Annotated in this window: 24 protein-coding genes; 11 read left to right on the plus strand and 13 right to left on the minus strand. The window is 60.8% G+C overall.

All coding sequences use genetic code 11. The features are described from left to right. Window positions 1-174: 174 nt before the first annotated feature. Genes DU29_RS0126185 through cysG form a run of 4 tightly spaced genes read left to right on the plus strand, consistent with a single transcriptional unit; the run spans window position 175 to window position 4,562 of the window. A complete protein-coding gene (locus DU29_RS0126185) occupies window positions 175-1,497 on the plus strand; it encodes a replication-associated recombination protein A (RefSeq protein ID WP_028624361.1) in 1,323 nt (440 codons plus the stop codon). Next, window positions 1,497-1,871, plus strand: a complete 375-nt coding sequence (gene crcB, locus DU29_RS0126190; RefSeq protein WP_028624362.1) for a fluoride efflux transporter CrcB — start codon at window positions 1,497-1,499, stop codon at window positions 1,869-1,871. Before DU29_RS0126185 ends, crcB begins: the two co-directional genes overlap by 1 nt. A gap of 15 nt (window positions 1,872-1,886) precedes the next feature. Continuing rightward, window positions 1,887-3,167: a serine--tRNA ligase gene (serS, locus tag DU29_RS0126195; RefSeq protein WP_028624363.1), complete on the plus strand. Its 1,281-nt coding sequence runs from the start codon at window positions 1,887-1,889 to the stop codon at window positions 3,165-3,167. Then, window positions 3,168-4,562: a siroheme synthase CysG gene (gene cysG, locus DU29_RS0126200; protein WP_028624364.1), complete on the plus strand. Its 1,395-nt coding sequence runs from the start codon at window positions 3,168-3,170 to the stop codon at window positions 4,560-4,562. A gap of 156 nt (window positions 4,563-4,718) precedes the next feature. Here cysG and DU29_RS0126205 read toward each other — a convergent pair whose 3' ends face one another. The 9 genes from DU29_RS0126205 to DU29_RS0126245 form a co-directional block, all read right to left on the minus strand. Beyond that, window positions 4,719-5,720: a glutathione S-transferase family protein gene (locus DU29_RS0126205; RefSeq protein ID WP_028624365.1), complete on the minus strand. Its 1,002-nt coding sequence runs from the start codon at window positions 5,718-5,720 to the stop codon at window positions 4,719-4,721. Between the two features lie 90 nt (window positions 5,721-5,810). Then, a complete protein-coding gene (locus DU29_RS0126210) occupies window positions 5,811-6,812 on the minus strand; it encodes a glycosyl transferase family protein (protein WP_028624366.1) in 1,002 nt (333 codons plus the stop codon). Beyond that, window positions 6,809-7,144 (minus strand): TusE/DsrC/DsvC family sulfur relay protein, encoded by a 336-nt coding sequence (locus DU29_RS0126215; protein ID WP_028624367.1) that lies wholly within the window; start codon window positions 7,142-7,144, stop codon window positions 6,809-6,811. The genes DU29_RS0126210 and DU29_RS0126215 overlap by 4 nt, the downstream gene beginning before the upstream one ends. Then, complete coding sequence (gene tusB / locus DU29_RS0126220) at window positions 7,141-7,434, minus strand: sulfurtransferase complex subunit TusB (protein ID WP_028624368.1); 294 nt, start codon at window positions 7,432-7,434, stop codon at window positions 7,141-7,143. The genes DU29_RS0126215 and tusB overlap by 4 nt, the downstream gene beginning before the upstream one ends. Further along, the gene (gene tusC, locus DU29_RS0126225) at window positions 7,434-7,796 is read right to left on the minus strand and encodes a sulfurtransferase complex subunit TusC (protein WP_028624369.1); all 363 of its coding nucleotides are present in this window, start codon (window positions 7,794-7,796) and stop codon (window positions 7,434-7,436) included. The genes tusB and tusC overlap by 1 nt, the downstream gene beginning before the upstream one ends. A 1-nt stretch (window position 7,797) precedes the next feature. Further along, the gene (gene tusD / locus DU29_RS0126230; RefSeq protein WP_028624370.1) at window positions 7,798-8,190 is read right to left on the minus strand and encodes a sulfurtransferase complex subunit TusD; all 393 of its coding nucleotides are present in this window, start codon (window positions 8,188-8,190) and stop codon (window positions 7,798-7,800) included. Window positions 8,191-8,416: 226 nt separating this feature from the next. After that, entirely contained in the window at window positions 8,417-9,121 is a 705-nt protein-coding gene (locus DU29_RS0126235; protein WP_028624371.1) for a YoaK family protein, read from the minus strand. Window positions 9,122-9,149: 28 nt separating this feature from the next. After that, window positions 9,150-9,479: a DUF6388 family protein gene (locus tag DU29_RS0126240; RefSeq protein WP_028624372.1), complete on the minus strand. Its 330-nt coding sequence runs from the start codon at window positions 9,477-9,479 to the stop codon at window positions 9,150-9,152. 20 nt (window positions 9,480-9,499) lie between these two features. Then, window positions 9,500-9,745: a hypothetical protein gene (locus tag DU29_RS0126245; RefSeq protein ID WP_028624373.1), complete on the minus strand. Its 246-nt coding sequence runs from the start codon at window positions 9,743-9,745 to the stop codon at window positions 9,500-9,502. A 163-nt stretch (window positions 9,746-9,908) separates the two neighbouring features. On the opposite strand from DU29_RS0126245, the gene DU29_RS0126250 reads away from it, so the two are divergent. Next, window positions 9,909-10,259 carry a hypothetical protein gene (locus tag DU29_RS0126250; RefSeq protein WP_028624374.1) on the plus strand — a complete coding sequence of 117 codons (351 nt, stop codon included), beginning with the start codon at window positions 9,909-9,911 and terminating at the stop codon, window positions 10,257-10,259. A 147-nt stretch (window positions 10,260-10,406) separates the two neighbouring features. Here DU29_RS0126250 and DU29_RS0126255 read toward each other — a convergent pair whose 3' ends face one another. After that, the gene (locus tag DU29_RS0126255; RefSeq protein WP_028624375.1) at window positions 10,407-10,838 is read right to left on the minus strand and encodes a GNAT family N-acetyltransferase; all 432 of its coding nucleotides are present in this window, start codon (window positions 10,836-10,838) and stop codon (window positions 10,407-10,409) included. Between the two features lie 141 nt (window positions 10,839-10,979). Here DU29_RS0126255 and DU29_RS0126260 point away from each other — a divergent pair, with 141 nt between their 5' ends. Together DU29_RS0126260 and DU29_RS0126265 are read left to right on the plus strand one after the other, a co-directional pair. After that, complete coding sequence (locus tag DU29_RS0126260; RefSeq protein ID WP_028624376.1) at window positions 10,980-11,423, plus strand: hemerythrin domain-containing protein; 444 nt, start codon at window positions 10,980-10,982, stop codon at window positions 11,421-11,423. Window positions 11,424-11,463: 40 nt separating this feature from the next. Then, on the plus strand, window positions 11,464-12,057 hold the full coding sequence (locus DU29_RS0126265; protein WP_028624377.1) for an NUDIX domain-containing protein: 594 nt from the start codon (window positions 11,464-11,466) through the stop codon (window positions 12,055-12,057). A 109-nt stretch (window positions 12,058-12,166) separates the two neighbouring features. Here DU29_RS0126265 and DU29_RS0126270 read toward each other — a convergent pair whose 3' ends face one another. Continuing rightward, window positions 12,167-12,682 (minus strand): methylated-DNA--[protein]-cysteine S-methyltransferase, encoded by a 516-nt coding sequence (locus DU29_RS0126270; RefSeq protein ID WP_028624378.1) that lies wholly within the window; start codon window positions 12,680-12,682, stop codon window positions 12,167-12,169. 133 nt (window positions 12,683-12,815) lie between these two features. On the opposite strand from DU29_RS0126270, the gene ggt reads away from it, so the two are divergent. Together ggt and DU29_RS0126280 are read left to right on the plus strand one after the other, a co-directional pair. Next, window positions 12,816-14,543, plus strand: a complete 1,728-nt coding sequence (gene ggt, locus DU29_RS0126275; RefSeq protein ID WP_028624379.1) for a gamma-glutamyltransferase — start codon at window positions 12,816-12,818, stop codon at window positions 14,541-14,543. A gap of 136 nt (window positions 14,544-14,679) precedes the next feature. Further along, on the plus strand, window positions 14,680-15,219 hold the full coding sequence (locus tag DU29_RS0126280; protein WP_028624380.1) for a cysteine hydrolase family protein: 540 nt from the start codon (window positions 14,680-14,682) through the stop codon (window positions 15,217-15,219). Between the two features lie 3 nt (window positions 15,220-15,222). On the opposite strand, the gene DU29_RS0126285 is transcribed toward DU29_RS0126280, so the two are convergent. Then, complete coding sequence (locus DU29_RS0126285) at window positions 15,223-16,647, minus strand: M15 family metallopeptidase (protein ID WP_028624381.1); 1,425 nt, start codon at window positions 16,645-16,647, stop codon at window positions 15,223-15,225. 162 nt (window positions 16,648-16,809) lie between these two features. Here DU29_RS0126285 and DU29_RS0126290 point away from each other — a divergent pair, with 162 nt between their 5' ends. Both DU29_RS0126290 and DU29_RS0126295 read left to right on the plus strand, forming a co-directional pair. Continuing rightward, on the plus strand, window positions 16,810-18,603 hold the full coding sequence (locus DU29_RS0126290; protein WP_028624382.1) for a thiamine pyrophosphate-requiring protein: 1,794 nt from the start codon (window positions 16,810-16,812) through the stop codon (window positions 18,601-18,603). A 187-nt stretch (window positions 18,604-18,790) separates the two neighbouring features. Beyond that, complete coding sequence (locus tag DU29_RS0126295; protein WP_028624383.1) at window positions 18,791-19,192, plus strand: VOC family protein; 402 nt, start codon at window positions 18,791-18,793, stop codon at window positions 19,190-19,192. A gap of 77 nt (window positions 19,193-19,269) precedes the next feature. Here the strand turns inward: DU29_RS0126295 and DU29_RS0126300 are convergent. After that, window positions 19,270-19,827, minus strand: a 558-nt coding sequence (locus DU29_RS0126300) for an SDR family NAD(P)-dependent oxidoreductase (RefSeq protein ID WP_028624384.1), incomplete at its 5' end; no start/stop codon positions are given.

Below are 19,827 nucleotides of genomic sequence, written 5' to 3' on the forward strand. Positions count from 1 at the left end.
GGCGAGGGAGCTTGCTCCCGCTGGACTGCGCAGCAGTCCCTTTTTGTTCAGGTAGAAAAGAGCGGGCGTTTCGCACTGGGGCGCCAGCCCGGCCCAGCGGGAGCAAGCTCCCTCGCCACAGGATTTCACCAGGCTTGGGCACTACGTGATAAAGCGAGGTTTTGAAAGTACGTGATGGACCTGTTTCGCAGTGCCCCGATTGCTCAGCCATTGGCCGCGCGCTTGCGTGCGGCTAACCTGGACGAGTACGTCGGTCAGGAACACCTGCTCGCTCGCGGCAAGCCTTTGCGCGAAGCGCTGGAGCAGGGTGCTCTGCACTCGATGATTTTCTGGGGGCCGCCGGGTGTCGGTAAAACCACCCTGGCGCGTTTGCTCGCAGAAGTCTCCGACGCGCACTTCGAGACCGTTTCGGCGGTACTCGCCGGGGTCAAGGAAATCCGCCAGGCCGTGGAAATTGCCAAGCAGCAAGCGGGGCAATACGGCAAGCGCACCATCCTCTTCGTCGATGAAGTGCATCGCTTCAACAAATCGCAGCAGGATGCGTTCCTGCCGTACGTCGAAGACGGCACGCTGATTTTCATCGGCGCGACCACTGAAAACCCCTCTTTCGAACTCAACAACGCTTTGCTCTCGCGGGCGCGTGTCTACGTACTCAAGAGCCTCGACGAAGCGGCGCTGCGCAAATTGGTCCATCGCGCGCTTACTGAAGAGCGTGGTCTCGGCAAACGGCAGCTGACCCTCAGCGATGAGGGCTTTCAGATGCTGCTGTCAGCCGCCGATGGCGATGGCCGGCGCCTGCTCAACCTGCTCGAAAATGCTTCGGACCTGGCGGAAGATGACAGCGAGATCGGCACCGACTTGCTGCAGAGTCTGCTCGGCGACACCCGTCGGCGTTTCGACAAGGGTGGCGAAGCCTTCTACGACCAGATTTCCGCCCTGCACAAATCGGTACGCGGCTCCAACCCCGACGGCGCGCTGTATTGGTTCGCGCGGATGATCGACGGCGGTTGCGATCCGCTGTACCTGGCTCGGCGCGTAGTGCGCATGGCCAGCGAAGACATCGGCAACGCCGACCCGCGCGCCCTGAGCCTGTGCCTGGCAGCGTGGGAAGTGCAGGAACGGCTGGGCAGCCCCGAAGGCGAGCTCGCCGTCGCGCAAGCCATCACCTACCTGGCCTGCGCGCCGAAGAGCAATGCGGTTTACATGGGTTTCAAAGCGGCGATGCGCAGCGCCACCGAACACGGTTCGCTGGAAGTGCCGCTGCACCTGCGTAACGCCCCGACCAAGCTGATGAAGCAATTGGGTTATGGCGACGAATACCGCTACGCCCATGACGAACCGGACGCTTATGCGGCCGGCGAAGATTACTTCCCGGATGAACTCGACCCTCAGCCGTTCTATCAGCCGGTGCCGCGCGGCCTCGAGCTGAAGATCGGCGAGAAACTGAACCACCTCGCTCAACTCGACCGTCTCAGTCCCCGGCAGCGGAGAAAATAGTGCTCCCATTGATCGTTGCAGTTTCCATTGGCGGCGTCGCCGGTACGCTGTTGCGCTTTGCCACCGGCAACTGGATCAACGCGAATTGGCCGCGGCACTTCTATAGCGCGACGCTGGCCGTTAATATCGTGGGCTGTTTGCTGATCGGCGTTCTTTACGGTCTGTTTTTGATCCGTCCGGAGGTGCCCATCGAGGTCCGTGCCGGGCTGATGGTCGGCTTCCTCGGGGGCCTGACGACATTTTCATCCTTTTCACTGGATACGGTGCGCCTGCTGGAAAGCGGGCAGGTGCCGCTGGCCCTGGGCTATGCGGCCATCAGCGTATTCGGCGGGCTGCTTGCCACCTGGGCTGGCCTGTCCCTGACCAAACTTTGATAACGAGAGACCGACATGCTCGATTCCAAACTGTTACGTAGCAACCTTCAGGACGTAGCGGACCGCCTCGCATCCCGTGGATACACGCTGGATGTGGCGCGCATCGAAGCGCTGGAAGAACAGCGCAAGACCGTCCAGACCCGCACCGAAGCCCTGCAGGCTGAACGTAATGCGCGTTCCAAATCCATCGGTCAGGCGAAGCAGCGCGGCGAAGACATCGCGCCGTTGATGGCGGACGTCGAGCGCATGGCCGATGAATTGAGCGCCGGTAAAGTCGAGCTGGACGCGATCCAGACCGATCTGGACTCGATCCTGCTGGGTATTCCGAACCTGCCGCACGAATCCGTGCCGGTCGGCAAGGATGAAGACGACAACGTCGAAGTGCGCCGCTGGGGCACGCCGACCGCATTTGATTTCCCGGTTCAGGACCACGTCGCCCTAGGTGAGAAGTTCGGCTGGCTGGATTTCGAAACCGCTGCCAAGTTGTCCGGCGCACGTTTCGCCTTGTTGCGCGGCCCGATCGCACGTCTGCACCGCGCACTGGCGCAGTTCATGATCAACCTGCACACCAGCGAGCACGGTTATGAAGAGGCCTACACGCCTTATCTGGTCCAGGCACCGGCGCTGCAAGGCACCGGTCAGTTGCCCAAGTTCGAAGAAGACCTGTTCAAGATCGCCCGCGAAGGCGAAGCCGATCTGTACTTGATCCCGACCGCTGAGGTCTCCCTGACCAATATCGTTGCCGGCGAAATCGTCGATGCGAAATTGCTGCCGATCAAATTCGTCGCGCACACCCCGTGCTTCCGCAGTGAAGCTGGCGCATCGGGTCGCGATACCCGCGGCATGATTCGTCAGCACCAGTTCGACAAGGTCGAAATGGTCCAGATCGTCGAGCCGTCGACATCGATGGAAGCGCTGGAAGGCCTGACCGCCAACGCCGAGAAGGTCCTGCAATTGCTTGAATTGCCTTATCGGACCCTGGCACTGTGCACTGGCGACATGGGCTTCAGCGCGGTCAAGACCTACGACCTGGAAGTGTGGATTCCGAGCCAGGATAAATACCGCGAAATTTCCTCGTGCTCCAACTGCGGCGATTTCCAGGCCCGACGCATGCAAGCGCGCTTCCGCAACCCGGAAACCGGCAAGCCGGAACTGGTGCACACCTTGAACGGCTCCGGCCTGGCGGTGGGTCGTACGCTGGTGGCGGTGCTGGAAAACTACCAGCAGGCCGACGGTTCGATCCGTGTGCCGGACGTCTTGAAACCGTACATGGGTGGCCTCGAGGTCATCGGCTAAATGGACTATCTGCCGCTGTTTCACAACCTGCGCGGCAGTCGTGTGTTGGTCGTCGGCGGGGGGGAGATTGCTTTGCGCAAATCCCGCCTGCTGGCCGAAGCCGGTGCGCTGCTGCGGGTTGTCGCACCTGAAATCGAACCGCAACTGCGCGAGCTGGTGGTCGGCAGCGGTGGCGATTGCCTGTTGCGTGGCTACGTCGAAGCGGATCTTGACGGTTGCGGGCTGGTGATTGCCGCCACTGATGATGAACCGTTGAATGCGCGGGTCTCCGCCGATGCTCATCGGCGCTGCGTGCCGGTCAACGTGGTCGATGCGCCTGCGCTGTGCAGCGTGATTTTCCCGGCGATTGTTGATCGTTCTCCGTTGATTATCGCGGTGTCCAGCGGCGGCGATGCGCCGGTGCTGGCGCGGTTGATTCGGGCCAAGCTGGAAACCTGGATTCCTTCCACTTACGGGCAACTGGCCGGCCTGGCTGCGCGTTTTCGCAGTCAGGTCAAAGGTCTGTTCCCGGATGTGCAGCAGCGCCGGGCGTTCTGGGAAGATGTTTTCCAGGGTCCGATTGCCGATCGGCAACTGGCCGGGCAGGGCACTGAAGCAGAGCGCCTGCTGCTGGCCAAGATTGCCGGCGAAGCACCGGCCACCACGGGAGAGGTTTATCTGGTGGGCGCTGGCCCGGGTGATCCCGATCTGCTGACCTTCCGCGCGTTGCGCCTGATGCAGCAAGCCGATGTAGTGCTGTATGACCGTCTGGTAGCGCCGGCAATTCTCGATTTGTGCCGTCGCGATGCCGAGCGGGTTTACGTCGGCAAACGTCGCGCTGAACACGCGGTGCCACAGGATCAGATCAATCAGCAATTGGTCGATCTGGCCAAGGCCGGCAAGCGCGTTGTGCGGTTGAAGGGCGGCGACCCGTTCATCTTCGGCCGTGGTGGTGAAGAGATCGAAGAACTGGCGGCTCATGGCATTCCGTTCCAGGTGGTGCCGGGCATCACGGCCGCCAGCGGTTGCGCCGCGTATGCCGGGATTCCGCTGACCCACCGCGATCACGCCCAGTCAGTACGCTTTGTCACCGGTCACTTGAAAGACGGCTCCACCGATTTGCCGTGGGCCGATCTGGTCGCGCCGGCGCAGACCCTGGTGTTTTACATGGGCCTGGTGGGGTTGCCGGTGATCTGCGAGCAGTTGATCAAACACGGCCGCTCAGCCGACACGCCGGCGGCGCTGATTCAGCAGGGCACCACGGTCAACCAGCGAGTGTTTACCGGCACGTTGGCCGATCTGCCACGGCTGGTCGCGGAGCATGAAGTGCATGCTCCGACGCTGGTGATTGTGGGTGAGGTGGTGCAGCTGCGCGAGAAACTGGCGTGGTTCGAAGGGGCTCAGGCACAGGTCTGAATTGTGGTGAGGGGATTTATCCCCGTTGGGGCGCGCAGCGGCCCTTGCCCTTGGGTTTCAAGGAGGGGACTGCTGCGCAGTCCAACGGGGATAAATCCCCTCGCCACACATTAATCCCCTCGCCACCCATGATTTCCTTCGCCGTGAAGGCTTTGATCAGCTTTTCTGCCAAACCCCCTTCCCATTCAACCGCGCCCGATCATGCGGCGCCGCGAAATCCTGCTCCGGCCCTTTCGGCACAATCCCTGTCGGATTAATCGTCTTGTGACTGCCGTAGTAATGATTCTTGATGTGGGTGAAATCCACCGTCTCGGCAATTCCCGGCCACTGGTACATTTCCCGCAGCCAGTTCGACAGGTTCGGATAATCGGCGATCCGCCGCAGGTTGCACTTGAAGTGACCGTGGTACACCGCGTCAAAGCGAATCAACGTGGTAAACAAGCGCACGTCTGCCTCTGTCAGGTATTCGCCGACTAGATAACGATTGGCGCCTAACAGCTGCTCCAGTCGATCCAGCTCGGCAAACACCTCATCGAACGCTTCTTCATAAGCCTGCTGTGACGTCGCAAACCCGGCGCGATACACGCCATTGTTCACCGCTGGATAAATACGGTCGTTCAACGCATCGATCTCGGCTCGCAGCGGTGCGGGGTAGAAGTCCAGTTTATTGCCGGTCAACTCATCAAAGGCGCTGTTGAACATGCGGATGATTTCCGCCGATTCATTACTGACGATGCGGTTCTGCTGCTTGTCCCAGAGCACTGGCACGGTGACACGGCCGGTGTAGTCGGCGGTGTCGGCGGTATAGCGCTGGTGCAGGAAGCTCAGATCATCCAGTTTGTCGCCGGTGGAGCCGTGGGATTGGTCGAAGGTCCAGCCGTTCTCCAGCATCAGGTAGCTGACTACCGACACGTCGATCAGGCTGTCGAGGCCTTTGAGTTTGCGCAGGATCAGCGTGCGATGCGCCCACGGACAGGCGAGGGAAACGTACAGATGATAGCGGCCGGGTTCGGCTGCAAAACCACCGACGCCGCTGGGTCCTGGCGTGCCGTCTGCGGTCACCCAATTGCGGCGCTGTGCTTGCTCGCGCTGGAATGCGCCGTCCTTGCTGCTTTCGTACCACTGGTCATGCCAGCGACCTTCAACTAACAAACCCATGTTCAGGACTCCTCCACCAATAAGCGTTGGAGAAGAGTCTATTCGCATAGGTTCGATAAAATAGCGCAAAGGTTGGGCGCTTATGATCGGTTAAATCGATTTGTCTCGCGCGTCCCAGTATTGCTGGGCGGTCTGGAAAGCCTGTTCGCGCGGTTGTCCGAGGCCACGCAGCGCCAAGGCCATGGTGGCGATGAGTGCCATTTGCGGATAGCTGTCGACCACATCGCCGCGCCACACCGCCTTCAGCTGTTGAGGATCGAGCGAAGCAGGTTTGACGTGACGCTGGCTCGACATCTGCGGCCATTCCTCGTCCCAACTCACGCCGCCGGTGGTGCCATACAAATGACTGGCAGCATCCGGATTGATTTCAATCTCGCCGCCGTCGCCCTTGACCACAATCGCGGTGTCACCGAGCAAGCCGCTGGCATCGCGGTGCACGGCCTGGTAACCGGGGTGAAAAATGCTTTGCAGGCCGCAGCGGGCGCCCAGTGGATTGAGAATTCGCGCCAGGGAATGAATCGGCGAGCGCAGGCCCAGTGTGTTACGCAAGTCGATCATGCGCTGCAAGGGCGGCGCCCAGTCGATCAGGGGCATGAACGCCAGTCCGCCGTTATCCAGCGCCGAACCGACCTGTTGCCAGTTGCGGCACAGGGGGATTTTCAGTTCATTGAGCAGTTGCTCGCTGTACAGGCGCCCGGCCGTGTGTGCGCCGCCGCCGTGCATGAAGATGCGCAAGCCGTTTTGCCCCAGGCACTTGGCTGCCAGCAGATACCAAGGCAGATGGCGCTTCTTGCCGGCATAGGTCGGCCAGTCCAGATCGACATTCAATGCCGGCGCTTGCAACCGCTGACGCAAGGCTTCGGTGAACCCGGCCATTTCTTCGGCGCTTTCTTCCTTGTGCCGCAGCAACATCAGAAACGCACCAAGCTGGGTGGCCTCGACCTGGTCGTCGAGCACCATGCCCATGGCGACCCGGGCTTCTTCGCGGGTCAGGTCGCGGGCTCCCCGTTTGCCTTTGCCAAGAATGCGCACGAACTGGGCGAAGGGGTGTTCGGCCGGCGTTTCGAGGGTCAGCGCTGGGTAATCGGTCATAAGCAGTTCGTCGGTTTGGGCAGGCCCGCCAGTTTCGCGGCGAGTTTGGCAGGGGTGCCTTTGAACAGTCGGTTCAGGTGCAGGCTGTTGCCTTTTTCCGGGCCGAGCTTCAACGCGGTGTATTTGATTAGCGGACGTGTCGCTGGCGACAACTGGAATTCGGCGTAAAAGCTGCGCAGCAATTCGAGAATTTCCCAGTGCTCGGCGCTTAACTCGATGCCCTCGGCGGCGGCCAGGGCGCTGGCCACGTCGGCGGACCAGTCGCTCAGTTCAAGCAGAAAACCGTCCTTGTCCAACTCGATGGCGCGCGCGCCTACCGTCAGGGAATTCATAGCCAGCTGTTGACCTTGTCGTAGTGGATCGACAGTTCGACGAAGGCCGGGTAATCGACGGCCGTGGCTTTTTCAGGAATGGCCAGCGCGCGCGCCTGGGCGTCTTCGGCCAGCACGAACAATGTCGGGCTTGCGGCGGCTAGCGCAGTGAACGGCGCCGTGCCGGGTTGCAGCGCATACACGGCGTCGCCGGTCAGCAGCACTGCATCGTTGGCGCCGATCACGCGCAGGCAGCTGGTCAGTCGGTCATCGCCGAACGGGGAATGAGACAACACGTGCAAAGTCGACATCAGAGGGTGATCACCTGGTCGTAACGGTCAATGAGTGCGGTGATTTGCGGCGCGGTCAGCACTTGGGCGTCTTCGATGGACAAACCGGCCGGGTCGAGCCCGCGTTCGGCGGTGCTGTCGGCGCAGACGAACAGGTCTTCCACACCAAACATCGGCAAGGCCTGCAAATTGGCGCTCAGGTCCTTCAATTGCAAAGCCTTGGCGTCTTGCTTCGCGGCCAGTTGAAACACACCGTCATCGAGAAACAGCAGGCCGATCGGCAGATCGAAGGCGCCGCCGGCCAGCACGATGTCCAGAGCTTCGCGGGCACCCGGTCCCGACCACGGTGACTGGCGGCTGATAATCAGCAAGGATTTGGGCATTTCACGCGCCTCCGAAACAGATCAGGCGGTCGGCATCCTGCACCGCGTCGTGCAACTGGCCCAGACCGGACAATTCCCACGGCGCACCAACGGCAACCGCTTCGCGCTGATAACGGCGGGCTTCTTCTTCGTTCAACACGCCACGACGCAGGGCGGCAGCAATGCACACGACGCCGTCGAGTTGATGCTCGCTGACAAAGGCGCGCCATTGTTTGGGCAAATCCTGTTCATCCTGCGGCGTAACCACGCTGTCGGACGCGTTGTAGACGCCATCCTGATAACAAAACAGCCGGACAATTTCATGACCGCCGGCCAGCGCGGCCTGGGCGAACAGCAAGGCGCGGCGCGAGGAGGGCGCATGGGCAGCGGAAAACAGCGCGATGGCGAACTTCATGACGGACTCGGGTCAACGGAACTGTGGGCATGATAAAGCTTTATGGGTGGGGCGGCGAAGTGGGTTTGCTCAAGACCCGAGTTGCCGCCTTCGCGAGCAGGCTCGCTCCCACAGGGGGGAGTTGTGCCGTACATATCATTGAAATCCACCACAGCACCCTGTGGGAGCGAGCCTGCTCGCGAAAGCGTCCAGTCAGACAACAACAATATTGCAGGTAAGCACCCGATCAACGTGGCATATACCCCAACTGCCACCGCCGCGGAATCTTCAACGACAGCAACCCGATCGCGCCCGCCAGCAACCCGCTGACAAACAACGCGCTGAGCCCAATGTGATGCTCCAGCACCGCACCCAGCACCGCGCCGGCAAACATTCCGGCCCAGGGAATCAACTGCACCCGCCAGCCATTGCGCCGTTCGCCGAGCATCCAGCGTCCCAGGCCGCGGCCGAAGCGTGACAGGGCGCCGGTGACATAGGTCAGGCCGACCGGCAGGCCATTCACTTCCTCCACGGCGGCATTGAGCATGCCCATGGCGATGATCGCCGCCAGCAACGCCGGCAGTTTTTCCTCATACGGCCAGGCAGCAGCGCCGCAGAGTAGGGTGGCGATGCACAGCAATAAAGGCAGCGCCCGCCGACCGCCAAGACGGCTGGCGACGATGCCCAGGGCGTTGCCGATGATGAACGTGGCCACGATGATCAGCAGGCGCAGGGTCAGGCCCATGTCGCCGTCGCTGATGGCCACGGCGAGACGGGTGGTGTTGCCGCTCATGAAGGAAACGAAGTCGCCGCTGGCCATGAAGCCGATGGCATCGGTCATCCCCGCCAGTACCGAGAGTGCGGCCACCAGCGACAGGCCGACGCGTCCGCGCCATTTCTGGCTATGCAGATGGCCCGGACTGGCGTGGGTACTGGGGGACGAGGGCAGCATCGTTAGATAAATCCTGGAGCGGCGACGGTCACTTGTTCAATCCATATAACTCGCAATACTCCAGCCAGTCCATCCCTGCCATCTCGGCCACTTCCTCGTGCACTTCCATGCGCTGCGCCTGATAGTCCTCGGCGCTCGCAGCGGTCAGTTGCAGGGTCAATTCCCAGGCAAACAGGTCCAGGCGTTCCGCTTCGGCTTCGAAGGCTTCGTGCAAACGCTCATCGCGGTACTGCGCAGCGGTTTCACCCTTGGCCTGCGCCAATAACGGATTGAGATTGTCCAGTTCATGGCGCAGTTCGGGGCGCTCATCGAGAAATTTCTGCAGGGCCTGTTCGTGCTGCTGTTCGCTTGCCGGCATGGTCGCTCCTTGAGGAATTATTACGAAGACTGCTTCTTGGCCTTGGCCGCCGCCGCCAGGCATTCGAGGGCGAATTGCTCGGGATAGGTCATCTGGATCGGCGTGGTCTCGCCTTTGACGGTTCTTTCACCTTCGAGGATGTAGCGAATCCGCTTGTCGGTGACGCCGATGCGTTTGGCGATCCACGATGGCGTTTGTCCGATCTGACTGATCAGCTTGTCGGCATATTCAGCGGTCGGTTTGTAAAATTCGGCATTGGGTGTCATGGGACGTTCCAGAAAAATAGGCCCGGGTAACACGGGCGATGTGGCATTCGGCGCGACAGGGTGCGCGAATCATTGCGCGGTGTCGCGCTATAAATGAAGTAAAGCAGAACGATACGCCGCGCCACGATGATACAGTCCGTTTTTTCTTGATGAGCAACAAGCAATGCGAATTCTGATGGTGGCGCTGGCCGTGACGTTGCTGGCGGGATGCGCCGGTTCGGCGATGAATGATGCCCGCACGGGCACCCCGTACAAAACCCTGACCTCGGAAAAACCGGAAAAAGTCGTGGCGCAGTGCGTGCAGTTTGCCTGGCAGGATGAGGCGGTATTCGGCGTTGACGCCGGCGCGTATCTGCAGCCCGGCAAGAAGGGCGGCTCCACGGTTTACACGCGATCGGCGGAGTCGTTTGTCGATCTGACGACAGCGGTGACGGGAACAGAATTGAGCTATTACGCCCAGCGTGACGACTTCGTTGCCAAACGCCGGTTAGCGGCGCTGGCGACCTGCCTCTGAGCTGTGGGAGCAAAGCTTGCTCGCGATGAACTATTACCCGGTTTGTCTCACTGCCGCCATCGCGGGCAAGCCTTGCTCCCACAATTTCACTGCCGCCATCGCGGGCAAGCTTGCTCCTACTGGAAGCATTTAAATCGCAACAATGTGTCAAACGTGGTTGAGCAGGCGTTTCTGTAGAAAGAAGCGCCGATGGCCCGGTGGGTAGTCGGCGATCTGGCCTACTTCGCTGAAGCCCAGCTTCTTGTAAAACTCCGGCGCCTGAAAGTCGAAGGTGTCCAGCCAGATGCCCACGCACCCCTTTTCCCTGGCCAGGTCCTCGGCCATCTTCATCAGCCGTGAACCCATGCCCTGGCCACGCGCCTCATCCGGCACCGACAGCAATTCGATAAACAACCATTGATAGAAGAACCGGCCGTACAGGCCGCCGAGGATCACATCGTTGTCATCGCGCACCAGTAGCGCGAGCAATTCGGACTTGCCGTCACCCGCTTGCGCAAGGTTATAGGCGCGCAACGGTGCAAGGATCGCTTCTCGATCCTCGGGCGTCGGCTCTTGGGTCATTTCTATGCGTAAAGTCATCGGCTACATCCTTTTGGCGTTGATGCTTGAGCGTATCCGGGTCGCCGTGAATGTTCCATCCCCGCACGTGGAACCCTCGCGAGTGCGCAGATGTCTAGGCATTACAGCGTCATTTCAGAACGCGGCCGATGAGGATTGCCAGTGAACATTTTTGAAGCCTTGCGCGAAAGCCACGAGCGCCAACGCACCTACGCCGAAGCGGTTGTCCAGACCAGTGGCGACACCCCGGAGCGTAAAGAAGCGTACGAACGACTCAAAGCCGAACTTCAAGCGCACGAGACCGCTGAAGAACGGCATTTCTACATTCCGCTGATGCAATTCGATAATGGCGTTGACCTGAGCCGTCATGCGATCTCCGAGCATCACGAGATGGACGAAATGATGGAAGAGCTCGACGAGACCGAGATGTCCAGCCCGTCTTGGCTGGCGACGGCGAAAAAGCTCTCGGATAAGGTCCATCACCATCTCAAGGAAGAAGAACAGAAGTTCTTCCAGAGCGCCGGCAAACTGCTCGATGAAAAACAGAAAATCAGCCTTGCCAAAGATTATCTGAAGGAGTTCGACGAGCAGCTCAAGTTAGCGTGATGTCATCCAACATGCGCTTCATTTGACGGGAAATGGATAGATGGCCAATACAGCCGAGCGGGTCAACATCCTCGAGTCTCAGGTGTTGTCCCACGACTGGTACCTGCTGAAGAAAATCACCTTCGATTACCTGCGCAACAACGGCGAATGGCAACGTCAGACCCGCGAGGTTTACGACCGGGGCAATGGCGCGGCGATTCTGCTGTTCAACCGGGAAAAGAATACCGTCGTGCTGACGCGTCAGTTTCGTTTGCCGGTGTTCGTTAACGGTCACGACGGTTTGCTGATCGAAGTTGCGGCCGGGCTTTTGGAAGGAGCTGCGCCGGAAGAACGGATTCGCGATGAAGCGGAGGAGGAGACGGGTTATCGCGTGCATCACGTGCAGAAAGTTTTCGAGGCGTACATGAGCCCCGGTTCGGTGACGGAAAAGCTGCATTTTTTCATCGCCGAATATGATGCTTCATCCAAGGTCAGCGAGGGTGGCGGGCTGGAAGCGGAAACGGAAGAACTGGAAGTGCTGGAGTGGTCGTTCGACGAAGCGCTCCAGGCTTTTTATCGCGGCGAAATCTGCGACGCGAAAACCATCATGCTGCTGCAGTACGCGGCCATGAAAAACCTCTTCGCCACACTCTGAATCCACCACGGTCAACGTAGCAGCTGCCGAGCCCGCGAGGCTGCGTCCAGCGGACCTGAGCCGAACGCAGCCTCGCGGGCTCGGCAGCTGCTACAGGATTGTGTGCGGTTCAGAAAAGGTTTCCCGTGCGATTGGCGCCCGCCCAATCGCAGCCTTCCAGCGTCAGCAATAGCTCCTTCGCCTCAAGCCCACCGGCGAACCCGGTGAGTTTGCCCGACGCCCCGATCACCCGATGACACGGCGCCACGATGGAAATCGGATTCCTGCCGTTAGCGGCACCGACCGCCCGCACCGCACCGGGACAGCCGATCTGCACGGCAATCTGACTGTAGCTGCGCGTCTCGCCGAACGGGATGGTGAGCAACGCGTGCCACACTTTCTTCTGAAACGGTGTCCCGACAAAGTCCAGCTCCAGCTCGAAACGCTCCCGCGTCCCCGCAAAATATTCCGTCAGTTGTTGCGCCGTGCGCAAAAGGATCTGTGAGTCCGCCACTTCGCTCATCGCACCCAGTCGCACGCGGTTCGGTTTGTCGTTTTCCCAGAGGATGGCCACCAGTCGCGCGCCATTCGCGACCAGCTTCAACTCGCCGACCGGGGAGGCCAGCGTCATGCAGGTAAAAGTCATGCAGACGGATTCCGCAGGTGGCTGTTCGGCGCCCAGCATACTGCCTCGGCGGGGAGGCGCAAAACGTAATCCCGACCATACTTGGCTACTGCTCTTGACGCGTTTTCTCTCAAAAACAAAAAGAGACCGACCCATGAAGTTCGAACCTCTCGCCACATCGCTCATAGCGACTTCCCTGGCATTCAGCTGCGTGTCTGCCCACGCGGCCTCTGTCGCCCCGGTCGCCGCCGAAAACGGCATGGTGGTGACGGCGCAGCAACTGGCCAGCCACGTAGGTGTCGATGTGTTGAAGAACGGCGGCAACGCCGTCGATGCCGCCGTGGCCGTAGGCTATGCGCTGGCGGTGGTGTATCCCGCAGCGGGTAACCTCGGCGGTGGCGGTTTCATGACGATTCAGTTGGCGGACGGGCGCAAGACCTTCCTCGACTTCCGTGAAAAGGCCCCACTGAAAGCCACCGCCGACATGTACCTCGACAAAGAGGGCAATGTCGTTCCGGAACTCAGTACCCGCGGCCATTTGGCAGTCGGCGTGCCCGGCACCGTGTCCGGCATGGAACTGGCGCTGCAGAAGTACGGCAGCAAACCGCGCAAGGAACTCATCGCCCCGGCGATCAAGCTCGCCGAAGACGGCTTCGTGCTGGAGCACGGCGATGTCGAGATGCTGGAATACGCGACCGACGTGTTCAAAAAGGACATGCGCGACTCGGGATCGATCTTCCTGAGCAACGGCGAGCCAATGCAGGTCGGGCAAAAACTGGTGCAAAAAGACCTGAGCAAAACCCTGCGGGAGATCTCCGAGAAGGGCGCTGACGGTTTTTACAAAGGCTGGGTGGCGGACGCGATTGTCACATCCAGCCAGGCTAACAAAGGCATCATCAGCCAGGCTGATCTCGACAACTACAAGACCCGGGAACTGGCGCCCATCGAGTGCGACTACCGTGGCTACCATGTGGTGTCGGCGCCGCCACCGAGCTCTGGCGGTGTGGTGATTTGCCAGATCATGAACATTCTCGAAGGCTATCCAATGAAAGACCTGGGCTACCATTCGGCCCAAGGCATGCACTATCAGATCGAAGCGATGCGCCACGCTTATGTGGATCGCAACAGCTTCCTCGGCGACCCGGACTTTGTGAAAAACCCGATCGAGCATCTGCTCGACAAAAACTACGCGACCAAGCTGCGCGCCGCCATCGCCCCGCAAAAAGCGGCGGTGTCCAGCGAGCTCAAGCCCGGCGTCGCGCCCCATGAAGGCAGCAACACCACGCACTATTCGATCGTCGATAAATGGGGCAACGCGGTGTCGGTGACGTACACCCTCAACGACTGGTTCGGCGCCGGGGTCATGGCCAGCAAAACCGGGGTCATGCTCAATGATGAAATGGACGACTTCACCTCCAAGGTCGGCGTGCCGAACATGTACGGCCTGGTGCAGGGCGAAGCCAATGCCATTGCGCCCGGCAAGGCGCCGCTGTCTTCCATGAGCCCGACCATCGTCACCAAGGACGGCAAAGTGGTGATGGTCGTCGGCACGCCGGGCGGCAGTCGCATTATTACGGCAACTTTGCTGACCATGCTCAACGTGATCGACTACGGCATGAACATTCAGGAAGCGGTCGATGCGCCACGCTTCCACCAGCAGTGGCTGCCGGAGGAAACCAATCTGGAAACCTTCACCACCAGTGCGGACACGGTGAAGATGCTGGAGAGCTGGGGGCACAAGTTTGCCGGGCCACAGGATGCCAATCATCTCGCGGCGATTCTGGTCGGTGCGCCGTCGCTGGAGGGCAAACCTGTGGGCAAGAACCGGTTTTATGGGGCGAACGATCCGCGGCGTAATACCGGGTTGTCGTTGGGGTATTAATTAGCGAAGATCGAGGACGCAGCCTCGCAGGCTCGGCAGCTGCTACAAGGGATCGGCGCGCAGGCGTGGCGATTGGTGATTCCGGATCGGCGCGCTGCGTGGCGGTTTTTCGTTTTCTGACTGGCAAGGAAGGCTAATGACCACTGCACTGTTAATCATTGATGTTCAACATGCGCTGTGCACCGGGGAGTACGAATGTTTCGAGATCACACGCGTCATCGATAACATCAACACTCTCAGCGCCAGGGCTCGCGAGGCTGGCATTTTGGTGGTGCTCATTCAGCACGAGGAAACCGAAGGACCGTTTGCGCACGGCGCTCCCGACTGGCAACTGGCCGAAGCGCTGGTCACCAGTCCCGAAGACAAGCGCGTACGCAAGACCACGCCGGATTCGTTCTATCAGACGTCATTACGCAAATTGCTGCCGGTCCAGGATTTCGAGCGGCTGGTGATCTGCGGCCTGCAGACCGATTACTGCGTCAACGCCACCGTGCGCCAGGCGCTGACACTGGGTTACGACGTGGTGCTGGCGAGCGATGCGCATTCCACAGTCGACAACGGCAATCTGCGCGCCGAAGACATTATTGCCGAACACAACAAGGACCTTGCGCGCCTGACCGGATCGGTGGCGCGCATCGATGTCAAACCTGCAGCGGACATCAGCTTCAAGCACTAAGGTTCAGCGTTGCGGCAAGTGCCAGAGGTCACGGTAGCGCTCATATTGCGCCTCGGGCATTTGCACCAGCAGCGGCGACAGTGCCGGGTCGAGCCACCCGAACAAACCGGCAATGTTGGCCGGCTCCATCGCCGTGCAGCCCGCCGTCGGCGAGGTGGGGCTGCGCCAGATGTGGAAGAAGATGCACGAGCCCGCCGCTGGAGAGGCCGGCGTGTTGTGTTCGATGAAAATGCCCTGTTGGTAACCCGCTTCCTGGCGCATCTGCTCGGAGCTGTTCCAGTCTTTGCTCATCGTGGCGCCGTCGACCAGCGCGTTGTAATGGGCTGAGCGGGCGTCGTCCACGCATTCGGTAGTCGGTGTCAGCGCGAGGTAAGACAGTCGGGTGTTGGCCGTTTTTTCGAAACCAAATGCCGTGCCGAGCTTGAACACACCGGCGGGGGCCTTGCCATCGCCTTCACGCTTGACCGGGTCTGCGCCCGGCTCGACACCCACCAGACCCTTGCCCCAGGCCATGCCGTTTTTACCGACCACCACCGCAAAAGCATCACCGCGTTTGCGAAAGGTGCTGCCGTCACGCTCATAGCGCTGGGCGGTGCCCTGCACGTCGGTCCAGTTTTTGCTGGTGACCACGATCAGTTGCTGGCTATTGCCGAGCACGTCGTGGGCGCTGAGCGGGGTAATGGGGAAATCCATGACGTCCTTGCGGACGGCGCCCGTCGCGTACGTGAAATGCCACCATTCTTTGTCATAGCCGCTGAAGCCTTCTTTCTCCATGGCACGGCTGAGGCGCTGGCGATTGTCCTTCGCCGCCGCGTCGATGGTCGGGTTGGCGGTGTGAGCGCGCTCGTCAAAGCAGTCATAACCGGTGCCCATGTCGAGCGCGCCGTCGCGCCAACGCTGGCCGTAAGGTGCGGTGCAATCCGTTTGTGCCGCTGACGGCGTCCAGGTGTCGGCGGGGAGGGCGTTCGGGCCGGTCAATGTCAGGTCCACGGTGGACCCTCGGGAATGGTTCGACACGCGCGCGACGTAACCCAACCGCCAGAAGTCTTGTTTGTCGACGCGCGGGTAGAACTCGGCCTTGCGCGGGTCGCCAGGTTCGGTGGCGAAGCGGCCCATGTCGGCCACAGCGCGGCTGGGGCGATAGCAATCGAAAACCTTCAACCCGTAGCCTTGCGCCTGCAAGGTTGTGTGCACTCGTGCCAACGCCTGCGCGGCGTCCAGTGACAACAGGCATTCTGACGCTGCATAACCGTCGAGCGGGTGACCGGTGAAGTTGTGCGCGCCGGCGTAACGAATGTCCTGCTCGATCCCGGGCGCAATCGTGCGCAGGTAAACCATGTGTTCAGGCGGTTGTTGGGTATCTGCCATGGCCGGCGAGACAAGGCTCAGCAGCAGCCATAAGTGCCAGCAGTTACGAAATGAGCGCATGTGAAAACTTCCTTGGATGCGAGTGTCTGGATCGTATCAGCTGGCGCACTCCAGCGCCGCGCCAGTGGCCGATGCAAGCGCGTCAGGTCAATCCGTCGAAACTTCGCAGCCCGCCGGGATGTCCAGACCTTACACCTCTGAGCACCCAAGGCGAGGAACGACATGACAACGACAGTAGGCGATTTTCTGGTTGAGCGACTCAACCAATGGGGCGTCACGCGAATTTTTGGATATCCGGGCGACGGCATCAATGGCGTATTCGGAGCGCTGAGCCGTGCTCAGGGCAAGATCGAATTCGTCCAGGCCCGGCATGAAGAAATGGCCGCCTTCATGGCGTCGGCGCATGCCAAGTTCACCGGCGAGCTGGGTGTGTGCATTGCCACGTCCGGCCCCGGTGCTTCGCACTTGATCACCGGCCTCTACGACGCGCGGATGGACCACATGCCGGTGCTGGCCATTGTTGGTCAGCAGGCACGTGCGGCGCTTGGCGGTCATTATCAGCAAGAGCTGGATCTGCTCTCGATGTTCAAGGACGTCGCTGGCGCGTTTGTGCAGCAGGCGTCAGAACCTTCGCAAGTCCGGCACCTGGTCGACCGCGCGGTGCGCACGGCCGTGGGTGAACGGCGCGTCACAGCGCTGATCCTGCCTAACGATTTGCAGGACGCCGAATACAAGGAACCGGAGAGGGCGCACGGCACCGTGCATTCCGGCGTCGGTTACAGCAAGCCGAGAGTCGTGCCGTATGACGCGGATCTGCGGCGCGCTGCGGACGTGCTCAATGCGGGTGAGAAGGTCGCGATTCTGGTGGGCGCCGGGGCATTGCAGGCCACCGATCAAGTCATTGCCGTCGCAGAGAAGCTCGGCGCCGGCGTGGCCAAAGCGCTGCTCGGCAAGGCGGTGTTGCCGGACGATTTGCCTTGGGTCACCGGCAGCATCGGTCTGTTGGGCACCGAGCCCAGCTACAAGCTGATGATGGAGTGCGACACCTTGCTGATGATCGGCTCGGGATTCCCGTATTCCGAATTCCTGCCCAAGGAAGGCCATGCACGTGGCGTACAGATTGATCTGCAGCCGGACATGCTCAGTCTGCGCTATCCGATGGAAGTCAATCTGGTGGGGGATTCCGCCGAGACCCTGGCGGCGCTTTTACCTTTGCTGCAACACAAGACCCAGCGCAAATGGCGCAAGAAAATTGAAGGCTGGCACGCGAGCTGGGAGAAAACCCTGGAGAAGCGCGCGCTGGTCAAGGCGGACCCGGTCAACCCGCAGCGTGTGGTGCACGAGTTGTCGCCCCGCCTGCCTGACGCAGCCATCATCACCTGTGATTCCGGCTCGTGCGCCAACTGGTTCGCCCGGGACCTGAAAATCCGTCGCGGCATGATGTGTTCGCTGTCGGGCGGGTTGGCCTCGATGGGCGCCGCGGTGCCCTACGCCATTGCGGCCAAATTCGCTTACCCGCAACGGGCGGTGATCGCGCTGGTCGGCGATGGAGCGATGCAGATGAGCAACATGGCGGAGTTGATCACCGTCGCCAAATACTGGCGGCAGTGGCAAAACCCCAAGTGGATCTGTGCGGTGTTCAACAATGAGGACCTCAATCAGGTCACTTGGGAACAGCGGGTGATGGAGGGCGATCCCAAGTTCGAAGCGTCGCAGAACATCCCCGATGTGCCTTATCACCTGTTCGCGATTTCCATCGGGTTGAAAGGCATTTTCGTCGATCGCGAAGAGGACGTCGCCGCTGCCTGGGAGCAGGCGCTGGCTTCGGAAGTGCCGGTGGTGATCGAGTTCAAGACCGACCCCAACGTGCCGCCGTTGCCGCCGCATATCAAGCTGGAACAGGCAAAGAAATTCGCCACGACGTTGCTTCGGGGCGATCCGGATCAGGCGGGCATTATCGTGCAGACGGCCAAGCAAGTGCTCAGCTCGGTGTTGCCCGGGGGATCGAAGAAATAACGCTAACTGCGTCTCCAGCCGTAGGAGCCGGCTTGCTGGCGATCCAGGCAACTTGGTGCATCGGGTTAACCGTGCCGCCTGGATCGCCAGCAAGCCGGCTCCTACAAAGTCTTCTATCCCGCAAAGACAGTATCGATATCCAGCATTTGGGGGGCAGTTCAGAGTCACAGCTTATCGGAGGAAAAACATGTTCAGCCATATCATCGTCGGTGCGCGTGACCTCAGCGTGATGCTGGCTTTTTACGAGGCGGTGCTGGCGCCCTTGGGCCTCAAGCGCATGCCGGACGAGAACGACGGCGGCCCGCCGGGTGCGGGTTGGCATTATCCGGGGCAGCGCTGGCCGCAATTTTTTATCCAGCAGCCGTTCAACGGATTGCCGGCAACCTGGGGCAATGGCACTCAGATCAGCTTCGCCTGCAGCTCTCAGGAACATGTCGAGGCGGCATGGGCGGCGGCAATTGCCATGGGCGGTACGGATGAGGGCGTGCCGGGGCTGAGGCCGAACTATTCGCAAGATTATTTCGGCGCCTATTGCCGGGATCCCGAAGGCAACAAGTTGTGCTTTGTACACGCCGAAGGTCTGGAGTGAACGGCTGCGATCCATTTGACGTGACCCGCCATCGCCGTCAGTTGCAGACCGGCGATGACGCGCGCGATTGCGCAAACCTAGTGACGATCGCGATAACGTTTCAGCGCTACCAGACACCCGCCCAGCAACACTGCGGCGCCCGCTGCCCAGACCAGCGAAGGCGTTTGTACTTTGCCACGCCAGCCCCCGCTGACCCGGCGTTCGCCGCTCGGCGGCTCGAACAGGTTGCCTGATGATTTCGCCGACGGTGAACTGCGATTCACGCCAAGCCGCGTCAACCAGCCTGACATCCGCTCGAAACCCGGCAGCAGAAAATGCGCCAGTCGCCCGACGACAGCGGCACTGCCCACCGTGGTGGTCGGACGCGGATGCAGCGCCCGGGCGACCATCGCCTCGGCCACGCGCTGCGGATCGTAGACCGGCGGTGGTGGCTTGAGCGCGTGGCCGGTGAAATTGCCACCGTCGCGAAAGCCGGGCGTGTCCATGACTGCCGGGTAAATGTCGCATACATGGATATCGGCAAACCCGGTCAATTCCCCGCGCAATGCCTCGCTCAAACCGCGCAAGCCATATTTGCTCGCCGAGTAGGCGGCGGCGTACGGCTGCGCGACCCAACTGCCGATGGATAATGTGTT

The sequence above is a fragment of the Pseudomonas sp. Ant30-3 genome, assembly GCF_000690905.1.
Classification (GTDB): Bacteria; Pseudomonadota; Gammaproteobacteria; order Pseudomonadales; family Pseudomonadaceae; genus Aquipseudomonas.